A 19474-nucleotide genomic window follows, 5' to 3' on the forward strand; every position below is an offset into this window, starting at 1 on the left:
CTCCATTCTCCGATCTTATGTCGCAACCGACCTGGCCCCGCGCCTCCCACTCCGACGCCAACCCTCTGCTCCTTCCCGGCCGTCAGCCTCGTCCGACGCCCGCCGCCGAGAAGCCGGGCAGTACGCGCCATCGTGAGCCGCCCGTCTCCCCGTCCCTGCCGCCAATTATCGCGTTCTCCCACCTGTCCTGGAATTGGGTGTGGCAGCGCCCGCAGCAGTTCCTCTCGCGCTTCGCCCGCCAGCAGCGGCTTCTCTTTGTCGAAACCTACTGCAGCGATGTGCCGGCGACGCGCATCGATCTCGTGCCCGTCGCGGGCCATCCCAACGTCACGCTCGCCCAGATGCACCTGCCATCCGCCCGCTGGTCCGACGGCGCGTTCATCGACGCCGAGCGGCGCCGCGCACTCAAGGCCACGCTCGGCACCTCTCTGCGCGGTCGGTTCGAGCGACCCCTGCTCTGGTTCTACGACCCCATGGCCGTCGTCGCCTTCGCCGGCCACCTCCACGAGCGCGCCATCGTGTACGACTGCATGGACGAGCTCTCCCAGTTCCGCGGCGCACCGCCCGAACTGCTCCTGCGCGAACGGCTCCTCCTCGAGGCCGCCGACGTCGTGTTCTGCGGCGGCCAGAAGATGCGCCGCCGCCGTCTGCCCGTGAATCCCAACACCCACTTTTTCGGCACCGGCGTCGACTGCGACCACTTCGGCGCGGCCCTCGACCCCTCCCTGACGCTCGCGCCCGAGGTCGCCGCCCTCGGCGCCGCCCCCGTGCTCGGCTACTTTGGCGTCATCGACGAGCGCATCGATTATGAACTCCTCGCCGCGCTCGCCGACGCGCGGGACGACTGGCACGTCGTCATGATCGGGCCGCATGCCAAGGTCGACCCCGCCACGTTTCCGCGCCGGCCGAACCTCCACTGGATCGGCCCGCGCGACTACGCGCAGCTTCCCGCCCTGACGAAGGGTTTCTCGGTCGCGCTGATGCCCTTCGCCCTCAACGCGGCCACCGAGTACATCAACCCGACCAAGGCCCTCGAATACATTGCCGCCGGCCGTCCCGTGGTCTCGACCGCCCTCGACGAGGTCCGCCTCAACTTCGGTCGCGTCGCCCGCATCGCGTCGTCCCGCGCCGAGTTCATTGCCCTCTGCGCTGCCGAGGTGGCCTCGCCCTCCCGGGCCCGCATCGCGCGCGGCCGCAAGCTGGCCGCCGACAACACCTGGGACGCGATCGCCGCCCGCATGCAGGCGCTCATCGAGCCGGTGCTCGCCGCCGAGGACGCCACCGCCGCCGCCACCGATCAAACCCTTCCCACCTCCGCCCTCCCGAACCTCGCCTATGTTTGATTACCTCATCGTCGGCGCCGGCTTCGCCGGCAGCGTGCTGGCCGAACGGCTCGCCCGCGGGATGAACAAGCGCGTCCTCCTCATCGATCGGCGCAATCACATCGGGGGCAACGCCTACGACTGCTACGACGCGCACGGCCTGCTGATCCACCAGTACGGCCCGCACATCTTCCACACCAACTCCGAGGAGATCTTCCGGTACCTCTCGCGCTTTACCAGCTGGCGCCAGTACCAGCACCGGGTTCGCGCCTGCGTCGACGGCCAACTGGTCCCCATCCCGATCAACCTCGACACCCTCAACTCGCTCTACGGTCTCGGGCTCACGCCCGCCGCCATGAAGGACTATCTCGCCTCCGTCGCGGAGAAGCGGGACACCATCAAGACCTCCGAGGACGTCGTCGTCTCGTCCGTCGGCCGGGAGCTCTACGAGAAGTTCTTCCGCGGCTACACGCGCAAGCAGTGGGGACTCGATCCGGCCGAACTCGACGCCCAGGTCACCGCGCGGGTCCCGGTCCGTTTCAACCGAGACGACCGCTACTTCACCGACACCTACCAGGCGATGCCCGCCCGGGGGTTCACCCGCATGTTCGAGAACATGCTCGACCATGAGAACATCCGAATCCTGCTCCAGGCCGACTACCGCGAGGTCGCGCAGGAGGTCGAGTACGGCGAGCTGATCTTCACCGGGCCCATCGACGAGTACTTCGATTACCAATACGGCCCGCTGCCATACCGCTCGCTCGAGTTCAAACACGAGACGCACCACCGGCCGGTGTTCCAAGCCGCGCCTGTCGTCAACTACCCCAACGAGTACGCCTACACCCGCATCACCGAGTTCAAGTACCTGACCGGCCAGGAGCACCCGCTCACGAGCATCGTGTACGAGTTTCCGCAGGCCGAGGGCGATCCGTATTACCCGATCCCGCGGCCCGACAACGCGGCGCTCTACCGCCAGTACCACGCCCTCGCCGAGGCCACCCCCGAGGTGCACTTCGTCGGCCGCCTCGCGACCTACCGCTACTACAACATGGACCAGGTCGTCGGTCAGGCCCTCACGTTGTTCAACAAGCTCAGCGGGCAGAAGCGTCCCGCCCGCGCGGTCGCGCTCGCCTGACCGCGCGACGCCCCACCCAGGAAGTCACGCACCAGATGTTTCCCTGCGCCTCGATCCCGCGCCCCGAACACCCGCGTCCCGATCGCCAGCGCGGCCAGGTGGAGGGCGTCGACTGGCTGAACCTCAACGGCCACTGGCAGTTTCGCTTCGACCTCCACCGGCGCGGGGTCGAGGAGCACTGGTTCGATCCGGCCGGGCCGGACTGGCGCGAACAGATCGTCGTCCCGTTCTGCTGGGAATCCCTCGCCGCCTGGGGCGAGGGCGACACCGCCGGCGACGAGACCTACTTCTCCCCACGGGTCTTCGTGAACCCGCTCGAGGTTTCGAAGGACAACCACCGTTCCGCTCCCCGCTACGAGGTTGGCTGGTACCGGCGCACCATCGCGATCCCCGACACCGCGCCCTGGCGCCGCAAGCGCGCGATCATGACCGTCGGGGCCGCCGACTTCTTCACCGATGTCTGGTGCAACGGCGTGCACCTCTGCCACCACGAGGGCGGCTATGTGCCGATCGAGGTCGACCTCACCGACGCGCTCCGCCCCGCCGGGCCCGACGGCACCCGCCAGGGCGTGGTCGTCATCCGCGTCGAGGACCCGATGGACAACCGCGAGCAGCCGGTGGGCAAGCAGTGGGGCTGGTACACGACCACGAGCGGCATCTGGCAGACGGTGTTCGTCGAGCCCCGCCACGAGTCGCACATCAGCCACTTTCGCATCCTGCCCGACATCGACGCCGGGCGCGCCAGCTTCGAGGTTTTCTGCGCGCACACCGCCGACGACATGAGCGTCGTCATCGACATCGTTCCACCCGACGCGCCCCCGCACCGCATCACGCTCAAGCTCTATGCCGACGTTGCCACGGGCGTGGCCGAGGTCGATCCCGTCACCCTCTGGGACCCGAGCAGCCCGCAGCTCTACCGCGTGATCTTCCGGCTCGTGAACGACGACAGCGAGTTCGACGTCATCCACGGCTATTTTGGGATGCGCAAGATCAGCACCGCGCCGTCCACCGATGCCAACGCCCCGGCCATGCTGTGCCTGAACAACAAGCCCATCTACCTCCGGGGCGCGCTGTATCAGTCGTACCATTGCGACGGCATCTACACCGCCACCGACGCCCGCACGCTGCGCAACGACATCGCCTTCGCCCGCGAGGCGGGCTTCGACTTCCTGCGCGTCCACATCAAACTCGATGACCCCATCCTGCTCTACTACGCCGACAGCCTCGGCATCCTCCTCATGCAGGATTTTCCGAACTTCGGCGAAGGCGGCGACACCCCGCTGGGCCGCCGGCGGTTCGAGGAGATGATGCGCGCCGGCATCCAGCGCGACTTCAATCACCCGTCGATCATCGCGTGGTGCCTGTTCAACGAGACCTGGGGCTTCGGCGGGCAGACTGAGCTGATGAAGCTCATCGGGCCCGACGCCGGGAAGAACCCCAGCGCCCAGGCGGTGAAGGACAAGCTCGCCAACCAGACCTCCTTCCAGTGGGTCCACCGCATGTGGGAGATCGCCAAGACCATCGATGGCACCCGCCTCATCGAGGACATGAGCGTGGTCGTGTGGGAGCACCTCACCGCCTACGGTCACGTCGACACCGACATCAACTCCTGGCACTTCTACATCGACGACTACGACCGCGCCCGCTCGCACATCGCGAACGTCGTCTCCCGCTCCTACCGCGGCTCGAGTTTCAACTACATCGAGGGCTTCCAGCAGCAGAACGCCCCGCTCATCAACAGCGAGTACGGCGGCATCGGCGCCCTTGACGGCAACCGCGACGCGTCCTGGTCCTTCAAGTTTCTCACCAACGAGCTCCGCCGCCACCCCCAGCTCTCCGCCTACATCTACACCGAGCTCACCGACGTGGAGTGGGAGTACAACGGCATGCTCACCTACGATCGCACGCCGAAGGAGTTCGGTTACCACCCGACGCTCGTGAACCAGGGCGACGTGCTCCCGATCGACGCCGCCCCCATCCGGCGCCAGGACCCCGGCGCGCCGGTCACGGTGGACGTGTATTCCTCCCACTTTTCCCGCCGGCGCCGCGACAACATCGTCCTGCAGTGGCTCTACTCGGGCGTCGACACCCTCGGCACCGTGCACTCCACGCTCGCCCGCGGCCGTGCGGCCATCGACTTCACGCATCATCGCGTGGAGCTGGCCCAGCAGATTCCCCTCATCACGCCCAACGAGCCGATGCTTTGCACTCTCTCCGTCGCCGCCGTCACGCCCGCCGGCGAACCGGTCGCCTCCAACTTCATCCAGCACTTTGTCTCATCCGGCCCCGCCCCAGCCCGGGAGGAGCGCGGCGACACCCTCGTCCTGCGCGCCGGCACCCACGCCTGGGCCGCGGGCGAGTGGTCCGACGGCGGCTGCTCGCGCGAGGAGGCGGAGCGGCTCGGGTATTGTTTCGGCCGCGGCGCCGGGTTCTTCGAATGGGTTCTCGCCGACGAGGCGCTGCGCGAGATCGGACGCGCTCGCCGCGTGCGGTTGTTGTGCGAGGTCTCGGCGCGCCGCGAGGGCACCCAGCAGACCAGCGCGCACAAGCACCCGAGCGCCTTCGAACTGCATGTGAACGACCTTTGCGTCCACCGCGGCGTGCTGCCGGATCACCCCCACGACACTCGCGGCTCGCTCAGCTACCTCCGCGGCGGGCTCGGCTCGTACGGCTACCTCATGCGGGTCACGCTCGAGGACTCGGCGCTGGAACGGGCCGCGGCGGAGTGCGCCACCACCGGGCAGCTTCGTTTCCGTTGCCTGGTGCCGATCGAGGCCGCACCTCGCGGCGGGCTCACGGTTTACGGATACGACACCGGACGTTTTCCCATCCCGCCAACCGTGGTCGTCGAGTGGGCCCGAGAATAGTCCGGCACCGGTCGCATCGCCGCGGGTCTGCGGCGCCGTCGCCACGTCCCGCGCCGTCTCGAATCGGCGCGACCGCCACCGGCCGCCAAGGTCGCACGCGGGGGACGCCCCCGGAGCCTTCGTCCGCGGGAGATCGGCGGCCAGACGCCGAGCACCATGACCGACCACCTGCAAACTCCGCGCCCAGCCCCGATCGAGATGTGGGGCGGCATCGAATGCTCCCATGTGCGCATCGGGGAAGCGGTTCGAAACCAGCTCGCGCAAACCGGCCACGCCTCGCGCCTCGAGGACCTCGACCGGATCGCGGCCCTCGGAATTCGGGCCCTGCGCTATCCCGTCCTTTGGGAACACCACCACGTCGGCGGCGGGCAGATCGACTGGCGTTGGGCCGACGAGCGGCTGGGCCGCCTGCGCGAGCTGGGGATCCGCCCCATCGTCGGTCTGATCCACCACGGTTCCGGCCCGCTCGCCGGAGGCCTCCTCGACGCGGGGTTTGTCGAGGGCCTCGCGCGGTTCGCCCGCCAAGTTGCGGAACGCTATCCGTGGGTCGATGCCTACACTCCCGTCAACGAGCCCGGCACCACCGCGCGCTTCGGCGGACTCTACGGCCTCTGGCACCCCCATGCGCGGGACAACGGCTCCTTCGGTCGCTGCTTCGTCAACGAATGCCTCGCCACCCGCGCGGCCATGCGGGCCATCCGCCAGGTCAATCCAGCGGCGCAACTCATCCAGACCGAGGACATCGGGAAGGTGCACAGCACTCCGCCTCTCGCCTACCAGGCCCGCTACGAAAACGAGCGGCGGTGGCTCACGTTCGACGTGCTCTGCGGGCGCGTCGATCCCCGGCACCCCGTCCACGCCCACCTGATCGACTGCGGGATCCCGCGCGCGGAGCTCACCTCCTTCGTGGACGATCCGTGCCCGCCCGACGTGCTCGGCATGAATCACTACGTCACCAGCGAACGGCTCCTCGACGAGTGCCTCGAGCGGTATCCAGCCAACACTCACGGCGGGAACGGCCGCGAGGCCTATGCCGACGTCGACGCCGTGCGCGTCCGCGCCGAGGGGCTCGGGGGCGTCGAGCAGCTCCTCCTCGAACTCGCCGAGCGTTACCAACGCCCCATCGCGATCACGGAGGTGCAGCTGGCCTGCACCCGCGAGGAACAGGTCCGGTGGCTGGTCGAGATCTGGCAGGCGGCCGAGTCGGCCCGCGCGCGCGGCGCCGACGTCCGCGCTGTCACGCCCTGGGCCCTCCTGGGCGCGTTCGACTGGGATTCGCTCCTGGTCCAGCCACGCGGCCGTTACGAGACCGGCGCCTTCGACGTGCGTGGCGGACGTCCCCGGCTCACCGCCGTCGGCCGCGCCATCACCGCCCTCGCACGCGAGGGACGTTTCGAACACCCCGTGCTCAGCACCCCGGGTTGGTGGCGCCGGCCCGTGCGGCTCGAATACCCGGCCGTGCCCGCCCCGGCCACCGGCCGCGGCACCGCGCTCGCGTCCGAGCCCCGCGCCACCGGCCGCCCTCTCCTGCTCCTCGGCACCATGGGCGCGCTCGGGCGCACCTTCCTCGATGCCTGCGCGCTGCGCGGCCTGCCCGTCGTCGGGCTGGGCCGGCGCCAGGTCGACGTCGCCGACCTGCGCGCCCTGCGCGAGGTCGTCGCCGCCGTCCGCCCGTGGGCGGTCATCAATGGCACGGGCGACGAGCACATCGACACCGCCGAACGGGCCCCGGCCAACGGCCGCCGCGACAATCTGACCACCGCCGAAAACACCGCACGCGTGTGTGCGGAGCTGCAGCTCCCGCTCGTCACATTCTCCAGCGCCCTGGTCTTCGACGGCACCGCCTCCCAGCCGTACGTCGAGGACGACCGGCCCAATCCGCAAAGCGAATACAGCCGCGCCAAGTTCGCGGCCGAGCAGGCCGTCGCTGCCTGCTGGCCCCGCGCGCTCATCCTGCGCACCGGTTACCTGTTCGGCTCCGCCGAAGCCAACGAAGCGACCGCCCGCGTCCTGCGCGCGCTGGCGTCCAACCGGCGCGTCGGCGCTTCGGCCGAGCATCGTTTCAGCCCCACGTACATTCCCGATCTCGCGCATGCCGCGCTCGACCTGCTGATCGACGACGAGTCGGGCCTCTGGCATGTCGCCACGGCGGGCGCGCCCACCTGGTTCGAGTGGACCCGGCAACTGGCCCGCGTGGCGGGCTACGATCCCGATCGCGTCGTTCCCGCCAGCCCGCGCGATCTCGGCTGGGTCGCTCCGCGCCCGCGCAACGCGACGCTCGGGAGCAACCGCGGCCAGCTCCTCTCCGAGTGGCAGGCGGCGCTCCGCCGGTTCGCCGCCACGTTGCCCGGCGACCGCGGCGCGGTCGCGGCTTGACTGCGCTACACCGTGGGCAACTCCACCTGCCGCCGCCCCAGCGCCAGCATCAGGTTGCAGGACACGGGAAACGAGTCCGCACACGAAGCGGCGACGGCATGCTGCTCGGCGGCGGCGATGATCGCGCGCAGTTGCTCCGGTTTGGGAAACTTCGCCGTGTAACATTGCGCGCCCAGGCGCAGCGCCTCCAGCAGGCAGTCCGGGTCCTCGCACGACGAGAGCATGATCACCGGCACGCTTTGCAGCGGACCTTGGGCGCGAATCCAGCGGAGGACGTCGAGGCCGCTCATCCCGCCCATCTTCACGTCCAGGAAGCAGGCAACCGGGGCGGGCGCTCCCCGCAGGACCTCGATCAGCGCATCCATCATCTCCTCCCCGCGCGCGAAGGGCCGGCAGGGGTACGCCACGCCGGCGGCGGCGAGCAGCGCACGGAACAGCTCCCGGTCATTCTCATCGTCATCAGCCGCGAAGAGGACGCCCGGAGCCACGGAGTCGGGACGCTGTGAAGGATGGGTCATCACCGGAGGAAGCGGAACATCGCGCGGCGTGCGGCCGCAGCACCAGCCTACCGAACCCGCGCCGCCCAGCCATGGGGTGGCGACCCCGAGTGCAGCGTAAAAGGCACCCGCCCGCCGGGGACGCTCGGATCAGGCCGTGATCGTCTGCGGGTACACGCTCCGAATGATCGTCCCGAACGTCTGCACGCTGGGATACTTCACCAGGTAGCGGTGCGCGCCGAGTTCATGCGCGCGGGCGACATCCGCCGGCTCGATGGAATTCGAAAGCACCACGATCGTCATCGGCAGCGTGGTTCGGTGCTGCCGCGCCCATTCGAGAAAGCCGAAGCCGCCCAGCCCGCCCATCCGCAGGTCGAGGAACAGCAGCCGCGGCGCCCGGGCGCGGACCTCCGGACCGGCCGCCACGATGGCGCCAAGATAGTTCACCACTTCGGTGCCGTCATCGAAAGTCAGGAGCGGGTGCGCCGTCCCGGTCCGGCCGATCAGGCGGCGGATGAAAAACCGGTCGTCGGGGTCATCGTCCGCAACGAGGATCGGCGGCAGCGAACGATCAACACCGGACGGAGCATCAACAACGGGACGGAACGAGCCGGGCGCAGCGGCGTTCCCCGTCGGGAAGGCTGTGGACGGGAAAACGGCGCGGGAGACGAGCGGAGCCACGAGAGACGCATCGGACGGAAGAGTTTGCATGGGCAAAAGAGCTGGCGGCGCCGACGACCGGCACCGTGCGCCCATAGTACGCGACGCGGGCCCCTGGTGCCCTTGGGTCGATACCCAATTCGCGGTGGGCTCTCCGCCCCGTCAGCGGGCGGCTCGCCGCCGGGAGATTTCCCCTCTGGAAACGCCGGTCGCGCACCGCGCCACCCGCGCCGCGGCCCCACCGCACTTCACGATCCTCGGAGGTGCGGTGGTCGCGGAAACGGTGGGTGTTCACCCACTGGCGCCCGGTCTCCGCGCCAGCCGTCCGCGCGTCGGCCAGCTAGAGCTTGCTTGGATCGACCACCACGTGCCGGATCATCTTCCGGTCCCACGTGTAGGTGATGTGCACGCGTCCGTCGCGCCCCTGGATCACCGCGGGATACGCGTAGCCCGCCTCGCGCGGCTCGTCCTCGAGGGTGAGCACGTGACGCCAGGTGATGCCGTCGTCGGACATTGCGACGTCCAGAGGATAACGGACGCCCTTGGTCGGGCGCTCCGGCGGCGGGACCGAGTGGTTGTACACCATCAGCTGGCGACCGTCGGCCAGCGTTACGGCATCCGTGCCTGAGTTCGGATTCGGCAGTTCCGTGCGCTCCAGCGGCGACCAGCTCCGGCCCTGGTCCTTCGACCAGGTCGACGCGATGACGCCGTTGCGCGTCCGACTGAGCGCCTGCAGGCGGCCATCGCGATGAAACAGCACGCTAGGCTGGATCGCCTCGAGGCCATTCGGCTCCACCGGCCCGATGAGCGACCAGGTTCTCCCGGCGTCACGTGAGAGCTCGAAGTGCGCGCGCCATCCGCCCTTCCCTTCGGTGCTGCTCGGCGCGATCCAGGTCCCGTCCGCGAGTTCGACCGGCTTGTTCTTGATCGGACCGAGAACGTTCTCCGGCAGCCGTGTGGGCTGCGACCAGGTCCGGCCGCCATCGCCCGAGGTCATCACCATCCCCCACCACGTGCTCGGCGAGGGACCCACCTTGTAGAACAGCACGAGCGGCCCGCTCCGCGGCTGGAAGAGCACCGGGTTCCACGTCGGCAGCCGCGGCCCGGTCGGCTGGACGCCGTTGGCCACCTCGACCGCCGGCAACCAACGGCCGCCCTCCTGCCGCGCCACCCAGATGCCCACGTCGGGATCGCGTTCCTTCGTGCCGCCAAACCAGGCCGCCAGCAGCTCGCCCGCGGCGTTCTCGACGATCGTCGATGCGTGACACGAGGGATACGGGGCGCGCTCGTTGATGAACTCGCTGCCCAGCACCGCCGCCGCGCGGTTTGGCCGCTGCTGTATCAGTCGCTCCACCACGCTGCCCGGGACCGTAAGCACGGTGCCGTGGCGCGCGTCCTTGGGAAAATGCACCCGGTCGCTCGCGTCGGTCCAGGTCTTGAGGTCGCGTGACACCACCAGGCCGATCGCGTTGAGCCGGTGCTTGTCGAAGTACACGCGCCACTCGTCCCCCACCTTCAGCGCGGAGGGCCCCTCGGCCCAATACGCGCCCGTGATCGCCGGCGACGCCGGCTGCCAGGGGCCCTCGGCCGAGGCGCCGCGCACCATCCGGATGTTCTTCTCCAGCGGCGTGAGCGACTCGTTCTTCGCAAACAGCAACCAGCTGTCACCGTCGCGCGCCAGCGTGGCGTCGATGACGTTGAACCCGCCGTCGTACAGCAGCCGTGTCGGCGTGAAGGTCACAAAATCCTTCGTCGTGGTGGCGTAGATCCGGTTGTTGCTTTCGGCCCGCTTGTTCGTCCCCGCCGTCTCCGGGAATTTTCCGAGCACGGTCGAGGACCAGAAAATCAGGAACTGCTGCTTCGACTCATCCCACACGATCTCCGGCGCCCAGGTGTTCACCGTCAGCGGCTCGTGCGCCATCACTGGGAGCGCGCGCTGGTCGGACCAGTGGATCAGATCCTTCGACGAGGCGTAGCCGATCGTCTTTCCCGCCCAGGACGTCGTCCACACGAGGTGAAACGTGCCGTCGGGCCCACGCAGCAGGCATGGATCCCGCATCAGGCGCGACTCGCCCACCTGCGGCCGCAGGCAGCTTTCACCGCCGTTGAGCGCCTCCCAAGTGTAGCCATCCCGGCTCCAGGCGAGCCGGAGTCCGTCCGCCTGCTGCTCGTGCAGAAAGTACGTGAAGAGAAAGCACGTCTCCGGCAGCGGTGCCGAGGGTGCAGCCGGCGCGGACGCGGCGAACAAAAGCCCCGCCAGCGCGCACGTCGGCGCTCGGAGAAGGGAGAAGAGTCGGGCGTTGATCATAAAGTGAGTGGCAACGGGTCAGAGGTCAGACGTCAGAGGTCGGATGTCGGAGGTCAGATGTCAGAGGCCGAAGGTCAGAGGTCAGACGCAGGACGCCCCGGTGACGATGGCTGCAATTATAAGTGTCTAGGCGGTGGCAACTAGCGGGATAATGTCCAGATACTCCTGAATAATGTCCAGATACGCCGGGGATAATGTCCGGATACTCACCCACCCGACTTCCGGCTTCGGACTTCCGTCTTCCGTCCTCCGTCCTCCGGATTCCGTCCTCCGTCTTCCGTCTTCCGTCCTCCGGCCTCTGGCTTCCGGCCTCTGGCCTCTGGCCTCCGGCCTCCGGCATCTGCTCGCCCACGCGGCGAATGCGCAGCGCGAGTCCAGCTCGGCCGGGCAGCGGCACCACGCGATCTGCCGCGTCCACGTAGGTGTAGCTGTCGGCCGGTTTCACGGTGAACTCCCCGTCCACCGGCGTCACCGTCATCGCCCAAGGATCGAGCACCTCCACGCGATACCGCTGGCCCGGCGCCACGCCGAGGCAGGGCAGATGAAAAGGCCAGGAGGTCGGCGCTTCGCGGCCAAGATACACGAGGTAGTACTCGCCGGGTTGCCCGCCGATGGTCGGGTCCTGCCACGGGTCGATCGGCTCGATGCCGTCCGCGGGACCGTCTTCAAGCACGTCGCGCAGAAACGCGATCCGCGCGGGGCTCTCCCCCACCAGCGCGCCGCCGGCGGACAGCCAGCTCGTGCCCGCCGCGCCGCGCAGCGTCTCGCTGTGCCCGACGTAGGTGCCCGCCACCGTGCCCGCCCAGAACCGGTGCACCAGCTCCTGCGCCGGGATCCGGCCCCAGCGGGGCCCAGTGTTTCCCTCGTACTTCACCTCGTCGTACACCACCGGTTTGTTCCAGGCATCCCGGTACAGCTGCGCCCGGCCCGCCTCCTCCGTCGCGAGTCCATTCTGGATACTGGCATGCGTCACCCAGGGCTTGTGGTTGTCGTAGAGGCGCGCGCCGTTGTGGATCGACCGCAGGTGGCCGTACGGGTCCGCCGCCTGGACGACCTGGAACAGCCGGTCCCACTCGGGCTCCGTCTTCGTGCGCAGGAAGTCGTACTCATTCGCCAGCGACCACCACACGTTCCGGTACGCCGCCAACCGCGCCACCACGTAGCGCACGTACGCGTCCTCCTCCGCCGCCGTCATCGCCTCGAAACTCCAGCTCTGGCCATACGGGTGAAACAGGATCACGTCCGCCTCCACGCCGACGTCCCGCAACTGCGCGACGCGTGCTTCGAGGTTCCGGAAGAACGCCGGATCGTAACGCGTGAAGTCCCACTGCTTCGGGGCCATGCCGACAAACGGAAACGCCACCGCGGGTGGGCATGGCGAGCCGTTTGACGGCAGCACCAGCATCCGCGCCTTGTTGAAGGGTGACGCCGCCAGCGTCTGCACCGTCTCCTCCTGCTGCGCCGCCGGACGATACAGCCAGTTGTAGATCGTCGTCCCGATCGGGCGAAACGGCGTGCCGTCGGCATGCGCAAAATGAAACGTGTGCCGCACACCCACGGGACCGTGGTTCGCACCGCTCGCCGGCAGCACCTGGAACGCGCCGGTCTTTCCCGTCAGCAGCCGGCGGTTGCTGCGCGTCTCGTAGTGCCAGCGCCCCGGCCGCGGGGGCATGAACCGCACGCGGTAGACGCCGTCGCCATCGTAGAAGCCCGCCACCTCGAACATCTGCGCGCCCGACGTGAACACCGCCGAAAGGCGCACCTCGGCGAAGGGGTTGCCGTCGGCGGGTCCCGCCAGCGTCAGCTCATACACGTCCCATTGCGCCACCGTCATCCGCCCGACCGGCACGCCCGCTCCTGGGGCGACGGCAAAGGCGCGCGCGCCGCCACCAAACGCCAGGGCGCAGAGGAGAAACCAAGGGAATAAGCGGGAGCGCGAACGGTTCACAGGTGACGCGGGAGGCAGCGAGCAGGACGCAGCCGGGTGACAGCGGTTGCGACGGGCGCGGGAAACGCGCCGGAAAGACAACGCGGCCCGCGCCGGAGGGGCGCGGGCCGCGGAAGGCTTCAGGCGATCAGCCGATCGCCGTCCTCGGGAGCAGGCTCAGAACGTCGCGCGGAAGCCGAGCGAGTACTGCGCGCCGTAGTCCTCGATGTTGGTCTTGGTGGCCCAGTACGCCACGCCCGGACCCGACACTTCCCACTCGCTCTGCGCGTTGAGCAGGTTGCGCACGGCGAAGAACGTCGAGTAGCGCTTCGTCAGCTGGTACTCGGCGCTGGCGTCGACCTGGTAGCGGGCGCGGATGTACTCGTTGGCGCCGGTGTACCAGTTGCTGCTGTCACGCAGCATCCGGCCGCGCCAATTCACGAGCACGTTGCCGGTGAACTTCGGGAAGTTCCAGCTCACGCCAAAATTCCGGGAGCGCGGGATGTAGCGTTTCCAGTCCGAGGAGGTAATGCGCGAGCCCGAGAGATCGAGATGCGTCGCATTGGCCATCAGCGTGAAGTGGCGCGCAAAGCTGTGGCCAACCGGCTCCAGCCAGGGTCCCCACTCGGCGAGATTGGCGAGCGGCAGGCTCACGCTGGCTTCCCAGCCCTGGATCCGCGCGTCCGCCACGTTGATCCGGCGGGTGTATTTGTAACCCAGCGCTTCGTGGCCGATGCCGAGTTCGTCGAGCAGCGCCTGATCGGCGATCTGACTGATCGAGCTGAAAAAGTTCCGAATGTCCTTTCGGTACACATTGAACATCAGCATGCCGCCCTTCGGCATGTAGTACTCGATCGAGTAGTCGTAATTCTTCGCGGTCCAGGGCTTCAGGCCAGTGTTCGCGCCGGTGATCCACCCGATGTCCGGCGAGGACTGGGACTGGTTCAGGTTCTCCTGCACGTAGAGGTTCGGCACGATGTCCGAAAGGTTCGGCCGGCCGATCGTCTTGGCGAAGGCAGCGCGTAGCAGCAGATTCTCAGTCAGGTTGAACGTGGCCGCCGCGCTCGGGTGGTAGTACGAGTAGTTGCGAGACGCGTAGTAGCCGCGCTTCGTGTAGAGGGCCGCGTTGTAGGCGGCGGAGCCGCTGGCGCCGAGTTCGGGCCGCACCGTCGTGGTGAGCTTCCCGTTCGCATCGCGGACATACAGGTTGTTGTAGTCCTGCTTGTAGCCCATGCCCTCGTCCTCGGTCAGCTCGTAGCGCACGCCGCCGACCAGCCGCAGCCGGCTGCTGAACATCTTGGCATCGGCCATGAGGTAGCCCGACGTGATGGTCTCGTGGAACCACGGCGAACGCATCGCGATGTTCTTCACCGTGTCACCCATCTGGCCGGTGGTCTGCGTCCACCAGTTCGGGTGCTTCTGGAAATCCTGGTAGATTTTGAAGACATCAGGCCACTCCGGAGCGACGCGGCCAAAGCCGGGGCTAACCCCCTTGTCACCCTGGGAGGCATAGCCCACCAGGCTGTTGTCGGCGTTACTCGTGATGCCATCGGGCCCCACATAGGTGTAGGCGATGGTCGCGTACTCCTGATCGCGCTTCGAATCGATGATGTCGCCGCCCAGCTTCACGGTGACCGGGATCCGCCAGATATTCAGGTTCCGGGCGAGGCTGCCACGGATCTGCTTCACGTCGTCGACGTTGTTCGCCGGCTCCGAGGCATTGGAGGCCTGCGTCAGCAGCCAGTTGCTCAAGTTGGTTTCGTCGATGCGCGTGCCCGCCGCATTGTAAACCTCCGTGGTGCCGACCTTGCCCTGCGAGGTGTCGAAGTCCCGCAGGTTGACGCGGGCGACGCCGGGCAGCGTGACGCTGATCGAGCGGAAGAAGCCCTTGGCCATGTCGCGCGTGCGGTTGTTGGCGTTCGAGTAGTTGAAACCCGACTCCCAGCGCCAGTCGTTCTTGTCGAACTCGAAGATCAGGCCCATCGAGCGCGTGAGCGCGTGGCGCTCCTGGAAGCTCGTGCTCATGCCCATCGAGCCGCCGCTGGCGTTGCCGAGCGTGTTGTGCTCATCCCACGTGACCGGCGTGTTGTTGCCGGTGTTGTAGGTGATGCCGCGGGAGGCGGTCTGCTGCTTCTGGGCGGTCGCCATCAGGTTCAGCTTGATGAGCGCATTGTCGAACGGCTTGAAGTCGACGGCCAGGCCGGCACCGGAGCGGTCCGAGCGGTTGGGCGCGAAGCTCGTGTTGAAGCTGTTGACGAACGGCGCGGTGATCGAAACCGCCTTGGTCGGATCCGTGCCGGCCGGATTCGCGTTGCCGGTGAAGCGGTAGCCCATGACCGACTTGTTCTGCAGATAGAACTGGCTCGAGTGCTGCGCGGTGACGACGAAGCCGAGCCGCTTGTTCACCGGCATCACGTACTGGATGTCGAACGAAGGGAGCACCTTGTAGGTCTTCTCGTTGAACGGTCCGGCGCTGTTCTCGTAATCGATCTCCTTCTCATTCGCCGAGAGGTAGGCCGAAACGCGCAGCTCGGGGCGGACACGCTCGAAGGCGCTCTTCGTGACGAAGTTCACCGAACCGCCAAGCACGTTGGCCGACATGTCCGGCGTCGGCAGCTTCACCACTTCCACGCGGGAGATGTTGTTGATGTTCATGCCCTCGAGCACGAACTGGCGCGACGAGGTCTGCGTGTTGGCCACGAGCGTGCTGGCCAGCTGGCCGCCGTCCATCGTCACGTTGGTGTAGTTCGGGTCGAAGCCGCGAACCATGATGCCGGAAGGCGTGTTGCCGTCCTTCACGTCGAGCGAAATGCCGGGCAGGAACTTCACGAACTCACCGATGTTGCCCTGGTTGATCTCGCCGAAGGCATCGGTGGAGACGACGTCCTTGCGGGCCGCCGCGAACCGCTGCTCGTTGATCGCGATCGCCGCCGCGCTCATCTCGCGCTGGCTCTGCACCACGAACTCCGAGAGCTTCACAACCTTGTTTGCCTCATCGGCCGTCATCGTGACGTCGACCGTCGCGCTGCCGCCGGCCGGCACCGTCACCGTCTGTTCCGTCGCGGTGAGGCCGGTATAGAAGACCGAGATCTTCGCCTCGCCGGCCGGCACGCCACTGATGCGGAACTCGCCGAATTCATTCGTGAGCGCCTCGCGCGTCGTACCGATGACCCGCACGCGGGCGTTGTTCAGGTACGAGCCGGTGTCCACGTTCTGGACCCGACCTGTGATCACGCCCGTCGCGGCGGTCTGCGCCTGCGCCGGAGTGAGAATAGCCAACGCAACGAGCAGAGCGCAGAGCGGCGCGAGGAAACGCGACGCCAGCGAACGGCGGGTTGCGGAAACGAATTTCCCAAACGGGAATCTGCCGATCCGAGTAATCATGGGGTGTTAGGTGAGGTTTGCCCCGGCTCCACCAGCCGGGCGTTATTTCATCTGAAACAACAGCAATATTGAGCCGTTTCATTGAAACTGTTGTCAATGCCATTTTCGGCCGGCCGGTCCGCCGCCTTGCCGCCAGTCAGCCGCAACAGCCCGACATCGCCCCGTAAATCCGCCGATTTGCCCTCGGAGTCCCGATGCATGGGCCGCGCCCGGGGACGGCGTCCGCGGCGTCAGTGAAATTACGATCTTGACCAAGATTTTTTCATGAAACCCACTCGGGTTGCCCGTTTTGCGCCTCGCTTCCATGAAAGCCCCGGCGTGAACGTCACCTCGCCATGATCTTCGCTTCGTCGCGCCCCCTCACCCTGCTTCAGGCCGGCACCCTCACGTTCGGCCCCGGTTCTTCCGCCTCCTGTGGCCGCCTCCTGGCCGAGCGTGGCTGCCGGCGCGTCGCGCTGGTTTCGTCGCCGGCCATCGCGGCGACCGCCGAAGCTTTCGCCGCCCCACTGCGCGCCGCCGGGCTTGAGGTCGTCCCGCTCTACTCCGTGCCGGCCGAGCCCGACGTGGCCGCGCTCGACGCGCTGCGGGCGGAGGTCGGATCCTCCGCCCTCGATGCCGTGGTCGGCATCGGCGGTGGCAGCGCGCTCGACGTGGCCAAGCTCCTGGCCGGCATGCACGGCCGATCCGAGCCGGTCGGTCGGTACTTCGGCACCGGGCTCCTCCCCGCGCGCCGCGTCGTCCTCGCCTGCGTCCCCACGACCGCCGGCACCGGCAGCGAGGTCTCGCCCAACGCCATCCTCTACGATCCCGCGGATCAGTTGAAAAAGGCGGTGATCAGCCCGCACCTCGTGCCCGATATCGCGCTGGTCGACCCTCAGCTCACCGTCACCTGCCCGCCCGCCCTCACCGCCGCGACCGGCATCGACGCGCTCGTGCACTGCCTCGAGGCCTACGCCAACCGCTTCGCCCATCCGATCGTCGATCTCTACGCGCTCGAGGGCATCCGGCTCATCGCCGGAAATCTCGAGCGCGCCGTGAAACAGGGCGACGACCTCGAGGCCCGTTCCGCCGTCGCGCTGGGCAGTCTCTACGGCGGGCTTTGCCTCGGGCCGGTGAACACCGCGGCCGTCCACGCCCTCGCCTACCCGCTCGGCAGCGAGTTTCGGCTCCCTCACGGGCTCTCCAACGCCCTCCTCCTGCCCCACGTGGTGAAGTACAACCTGCCCGCCGCCCCCGAGCGCTACGCCGAGATCGCGCGCGCCCTCGGCGTCACCGTCAGTGGTCCCGCCGCCGACATCGCCGCCCGCGGCGTCGACCGGCTCGAGGCGCTCTGCGCCGCCTGCAACGTGCCGACCCGGCTCTCCGCCGTCGGCGTCAAGGCCGAGCACATCGCCGGCCTCACCGCCTCCGCGCTCAAAGTCACGCGCCTCCTCAAGAACAACCCGCGCGAGCTCTCCGCCGCTGACATCGAGCAGATTTATCGCCAGGCGCTCTAGCTCGCCCGCACCCCACGTCGTCCCGATCCCGCCGCATGAACTCGTCCCCGCTCCCCCTCGTCGCCATCACCATGGGCGACCCCGCCGGCACCGGCCCCGAAATCATCACCAAGGCCCTCGCCGGCCCCGAGCTTTACCAGCTCTGCCGCCCCCTCGTCGTCGGCGACGCCGCCACGCTCCAGCGCGCCCTCGGCTACACCGGCGTCAACGTCACGGTCCGGGCCGTCCGCGCCGTCGCCGAGACCACCGGCCGCCATGGCATGATCGAGGTGCTCGATCTCGCCAACGTCGACGCCGCCCGGCTCCAGCTCGGCCGCGTCGACCCCATGGCCGGCAAGGCCGCGTACGAATGCGTGAAGACCGCCGCCGAGCTCGCCCTCGCCGGCCGCGTGGGCGCCATCGTCACCTCCGCCATCAACAAGGAGTCGATGAACCAGGCCGGTTATCACTACGACGGCCACACCGGGCTCCTCGCCGAACTCTGCCAGGCGCCCGACGCCACGATGATGCTCGCCGCCGACGGCCTGCGCGTGAGCCACGTCTCCACGCACGTGCCGCTGCGTGTCGCCATCGAGCGCGTCCAGCCCGAGCGCATCCTAAGTGTCATTACGCTGACGCATGCCGCGATCCGCGGTCTCGGCATCGCCAAGCCCCGCCTCGCCGTGGCCGGGCTCAACCCGCACGCCGGCGAACACGGGCTCTTCGGCGACGAGGAGGAAAAGTTCATCGCCCCGGCCATCGCCTCCGCCCGCCAGCTGGGCATGGTCGTGTCCGGGCCGTACCCAGGCGACACCGTCTTCTTCCGCGCTCTCCAGGGCGAGTTCGACGGCGTCGTCGCCATGTACCACGACCAGGGCCACGTCGCCGTGAAGATGCTCGGCATCTGGCGCGGTGTGAACATCACCCTCGGGCTCCCCATCATTCGCACCTCCGTCGAACACGGCACCAACTTCGACATGGCCGGCACCGGCAAATCCGATCCCCGCAGCCTCGTTGAGGCCGTGAAGCTCGCCGCCGCCCTCGCCCGCACCCGCGAGGTATAGAGAAATCTCTCTCTTTCTCGTTCGCTTTCTCGTCACGGAGCGCACGGAGGTCGGAGGAGGACACGGAGGAAGGCCGACCCACGCGGATCTTTGCTCCGTGCCCCTCCTCCGATCTCTGTGACCTCCGTGTCCCGCCAGGAGGATCACCCCTTCTTTCGCCCGGAAATGTCCGCGCAACGTCCCTATCCCTCAGAAATCTCGCATTCGTCCCAAATACGGTCACTTCCGCGATTGTTCCGAAACGTGCGCGCAAGCTAGACTCTGCTGAACCGCGATCCTGCCTCGCGGCTCCGAAACGACAACGAGAACGACCGCCCCGGCCCCCTGTCTGCAGCCTCCCTGCCTCCGCTCCCACCACTCCATCCTCCCGTCCGCCCGTCCCCACTCACTCGGTCCCCCTGCCTCCGTTCCCCGTCCCTCCGTCCCCACTTTCACTTTCACTCTCGCTTTCACTCTCAC

The 19474-nt window shown here is 68.0% G+C and carries 11 protein-coding genes; 6 read left to right on the plus strand and 5 right to left on the minus strand.

What is annotated here, in order from left to right; all coding sequences use genetic code 11:
• The first annotated feature begins 17 nt into the window (after positions 1-17).
• The 4 genes from DB354_RS01585 (at position 18) to DB354_RS01600 (ending at position 7700) form a co-directional block, all read left to right on the plus strand.
• Complete coding sequence (locus DB354_RS01585) at positions 18-1343, plus strand: glycosyltransferase (protein WP_107833681.1); 1326 nt, start codon at positions 18-20, stop codon at positions 1341-1343.
• The gene (gene glf / locus DB354_RS01590) at positions 1336-2457 is read left to right on the plus strand and encodes a UDP-galactopyranose mutase (protein ID WP_107833682.1); all 1122 of its coding nucleotides are present in this window, start codon (positions 1336-1338) and stop codon (positions 2455-2457) included. The genes DB354_RS01585 and glf overlap by 8 nt, the downstream gene beginning before the upstream one ends.
• Positions 2458-2492: 35 nt before the next feature.
• On the plus strand, positions 2493-5324 hold the full coding sequence (locus DB354_RS01595; RefSeq protein ID WP_107833683.1) for a sugar-binding domain-containing protein: 2832 nt from the start codon (positions 2493-2495) through the stop codon (positions 5322-5324).
• Between the two features lie 156 nt (positions 5325-5480).
• Positions 5481-7700, plus strand: a complete 2220-nt coding sequence (locus DB354_RS01600; protein ID WP_107833684.1) for a family 1 glycosylhydrolase — start codon at positions 5481-5483, stop codon at positions 7698-7700.
• Positions 7701-7705: 5 nt separating this feature from the next.
• On the opposite strand, the gene DB354_RS01605 is transcribed toward DB354_RS01600, so the two are convergent.
• The 5 genes from DB354_RS01605 to DB354_RS01625 all read right to left on the minus strand — a co-directional run bounded on the left by DB354_RS01605 (position 7706) and on the right by DB354_RS01625 (position 16476).
• The gene (locus DB354_RS01605) at positions 7706-8218 is read right to left on the minus strand and encodes a response regulator (protein ID WP_107833685.1); all 513 of its coding nucleotides are present in this window, start codon (positions 8216-8218) and stop codon (positions 7706-7708) included.
• Between the two features lie 129 nt (positions 8219-8347).
• On the minus strand, positions 8348-8908 hold the full coding sequence (locus DB354_RS01610; protein ID WP_158277314.1) for a response regulator: 561 nt from the start codon (positions 8906-8908) through the stop codon (positions 8348-8350).
• A 289-nt stretch (positions 8909-9197) separates the two neighbouring features.
• Positions 9198-11165, minus strand: coding sequence for an exo-alpha-sialidase (locus DB354_RS22590; RefSeq protein WP_233256521.1), 1968 nt, complete (start codon positions 11163-11165; stop codon positions 9198-9200).
• A gap of 25 nt (positions 11166-11190) precedes the next feature.
• Positions 11191-13113 (minus strand): DUF5060 domain-containing protein, encoded by a 1923-nt coding sequence (locus DB354_RS01620; RefSeq protein ID WP_233256522.1) that lies wholly within the window; start codon positions 13111-13113, stop codon positions 11191-11193.
• A 156-nt stretch (positions 13114-13269) separates the two neighbouring features.
• A complete protein-coding gene (locus DB354_RS01625; protein ID WP_107833687.1) occupies positions 13270-16476 on the minus strand; it encodes a TonB-dependent receptor in 3207 nt (1068 codons plus the stop codon).
• 335 nt (positions 16477-16811) lie between these two features.
• On the opposite strand from DB354_RS01625, the gene DB354_RS01630 reads away from it, so the two are divergent.
• Positions 16812-17972 carry an iron-containing alcohol dehydrogenase gene (locus DB354_RS01630; RefSeq protein ID WP_107833688.1) on the plus strand — a complete coding sequence of 387 codons (1161 nt, stop codon included), beginning with the start codon at positions 16812-16814 and terminating at the stop codon, positions 17970-17972.
• A 35-nt stretch (positions 17973-18007) separates the two neighbouring features.
• A complete protein-coding gene (gene pdxA / locus DB354_RS01635; RefSeq protein ID WP_107833689.1) occupies positions 18008-19015 on the plus strand; it encodes a 4-hydroxythreonine-4-phosphate dehydrogenase PdxA in 1008 nt (335 codons plus the stop codon).
• Positions 19016-19474 lie beyond the last annotated feature (459 nt).

It is taken from the genome of Opitutus sp. ER46, assembly GCF_003054705.1.
Lineage (GTDB): Bacteria > Verrucomicrobiota > Verrucomicrobiia > Opitutales > Opitutaceae > ER46.

What these genes read in the sequence shown, in the direction of transcription:
- pdxA (WP_107833689.1), top strand. Translation starts at nt 18,008, where the DNA reads ATGAACTCGTCCCCGCTCCCCCTCGTCGCCATCACCATGGGCGACCCC.
- DB354_RS01585 (WP_107833681.1), top strand. Translation starts at nt 18, where the DNA reads ATGTCGCAACCGACCTGGCCCCGCGCCTCCCACTCCGACGCCAACCCT.
- DB354_RS22590 (WP_233256521.1), bottom strand. Translation starts at nt 11,165, where the DNA reads ATGATCAACGCCCGACTCTTCTCCCTTCTCCGAGCGCCGACGTGCGCG.
- DB354_RS01610 (WP_158277314.1), bottom strand. Translation starts at nt 8,908, where the DNA reads ATGCAAACTCTTCCGTCCGATGCGTCTCTCGTGGCTCCGCTCGTCTCC.
- DB354_RS01625 (WP_107833687.1), bottom strand. Translation starts at nt 16,476, where the DNA reads ATGATTACTCGGATCGGCAGATTCCCGTTTGGGAAATTCGTTTCCGCA.
- DB354_RS01630 (WP_107833688.1), top strand. Translation starts at nt 16,812, where the DNA reads ATGATCTTCGCTTCGTCGCGCCCCCTCACCCTGCTTCAGGCCGGCACC.
- glf (WP_107833682.1), top strand. Translation starts at nt 1,336, where the DNA reads ATGTTTGATTACCTCATCGTCGGCGCCGGCTTCGCCGGCAGCGTGCTG.
- DB354_RS01595 (WP_107833683.1), top strand. Translation starts at nt 2,493, where the DNA reads ATGTTTCCCTGCGCCTCGATCCCGCGCCCCGAACACCCGCGTCCCGAT.
- DB354_RS01600 (WP_107833684.1), top strand. Translation starts at nt 5,481, where the DNA reads ATGACCGACCACCTGCAAACTCCGCGCCCAGCCCCGATCGAGATGTGG.
- DB354_RS01605 (WP_107833685.1), bottom strand. Translation starts at nt 8,218, where the DNA reads ATGACCCATCCTTCACAGCGTCCCGACTCCGTGGCTCCGGGCGTCCTC.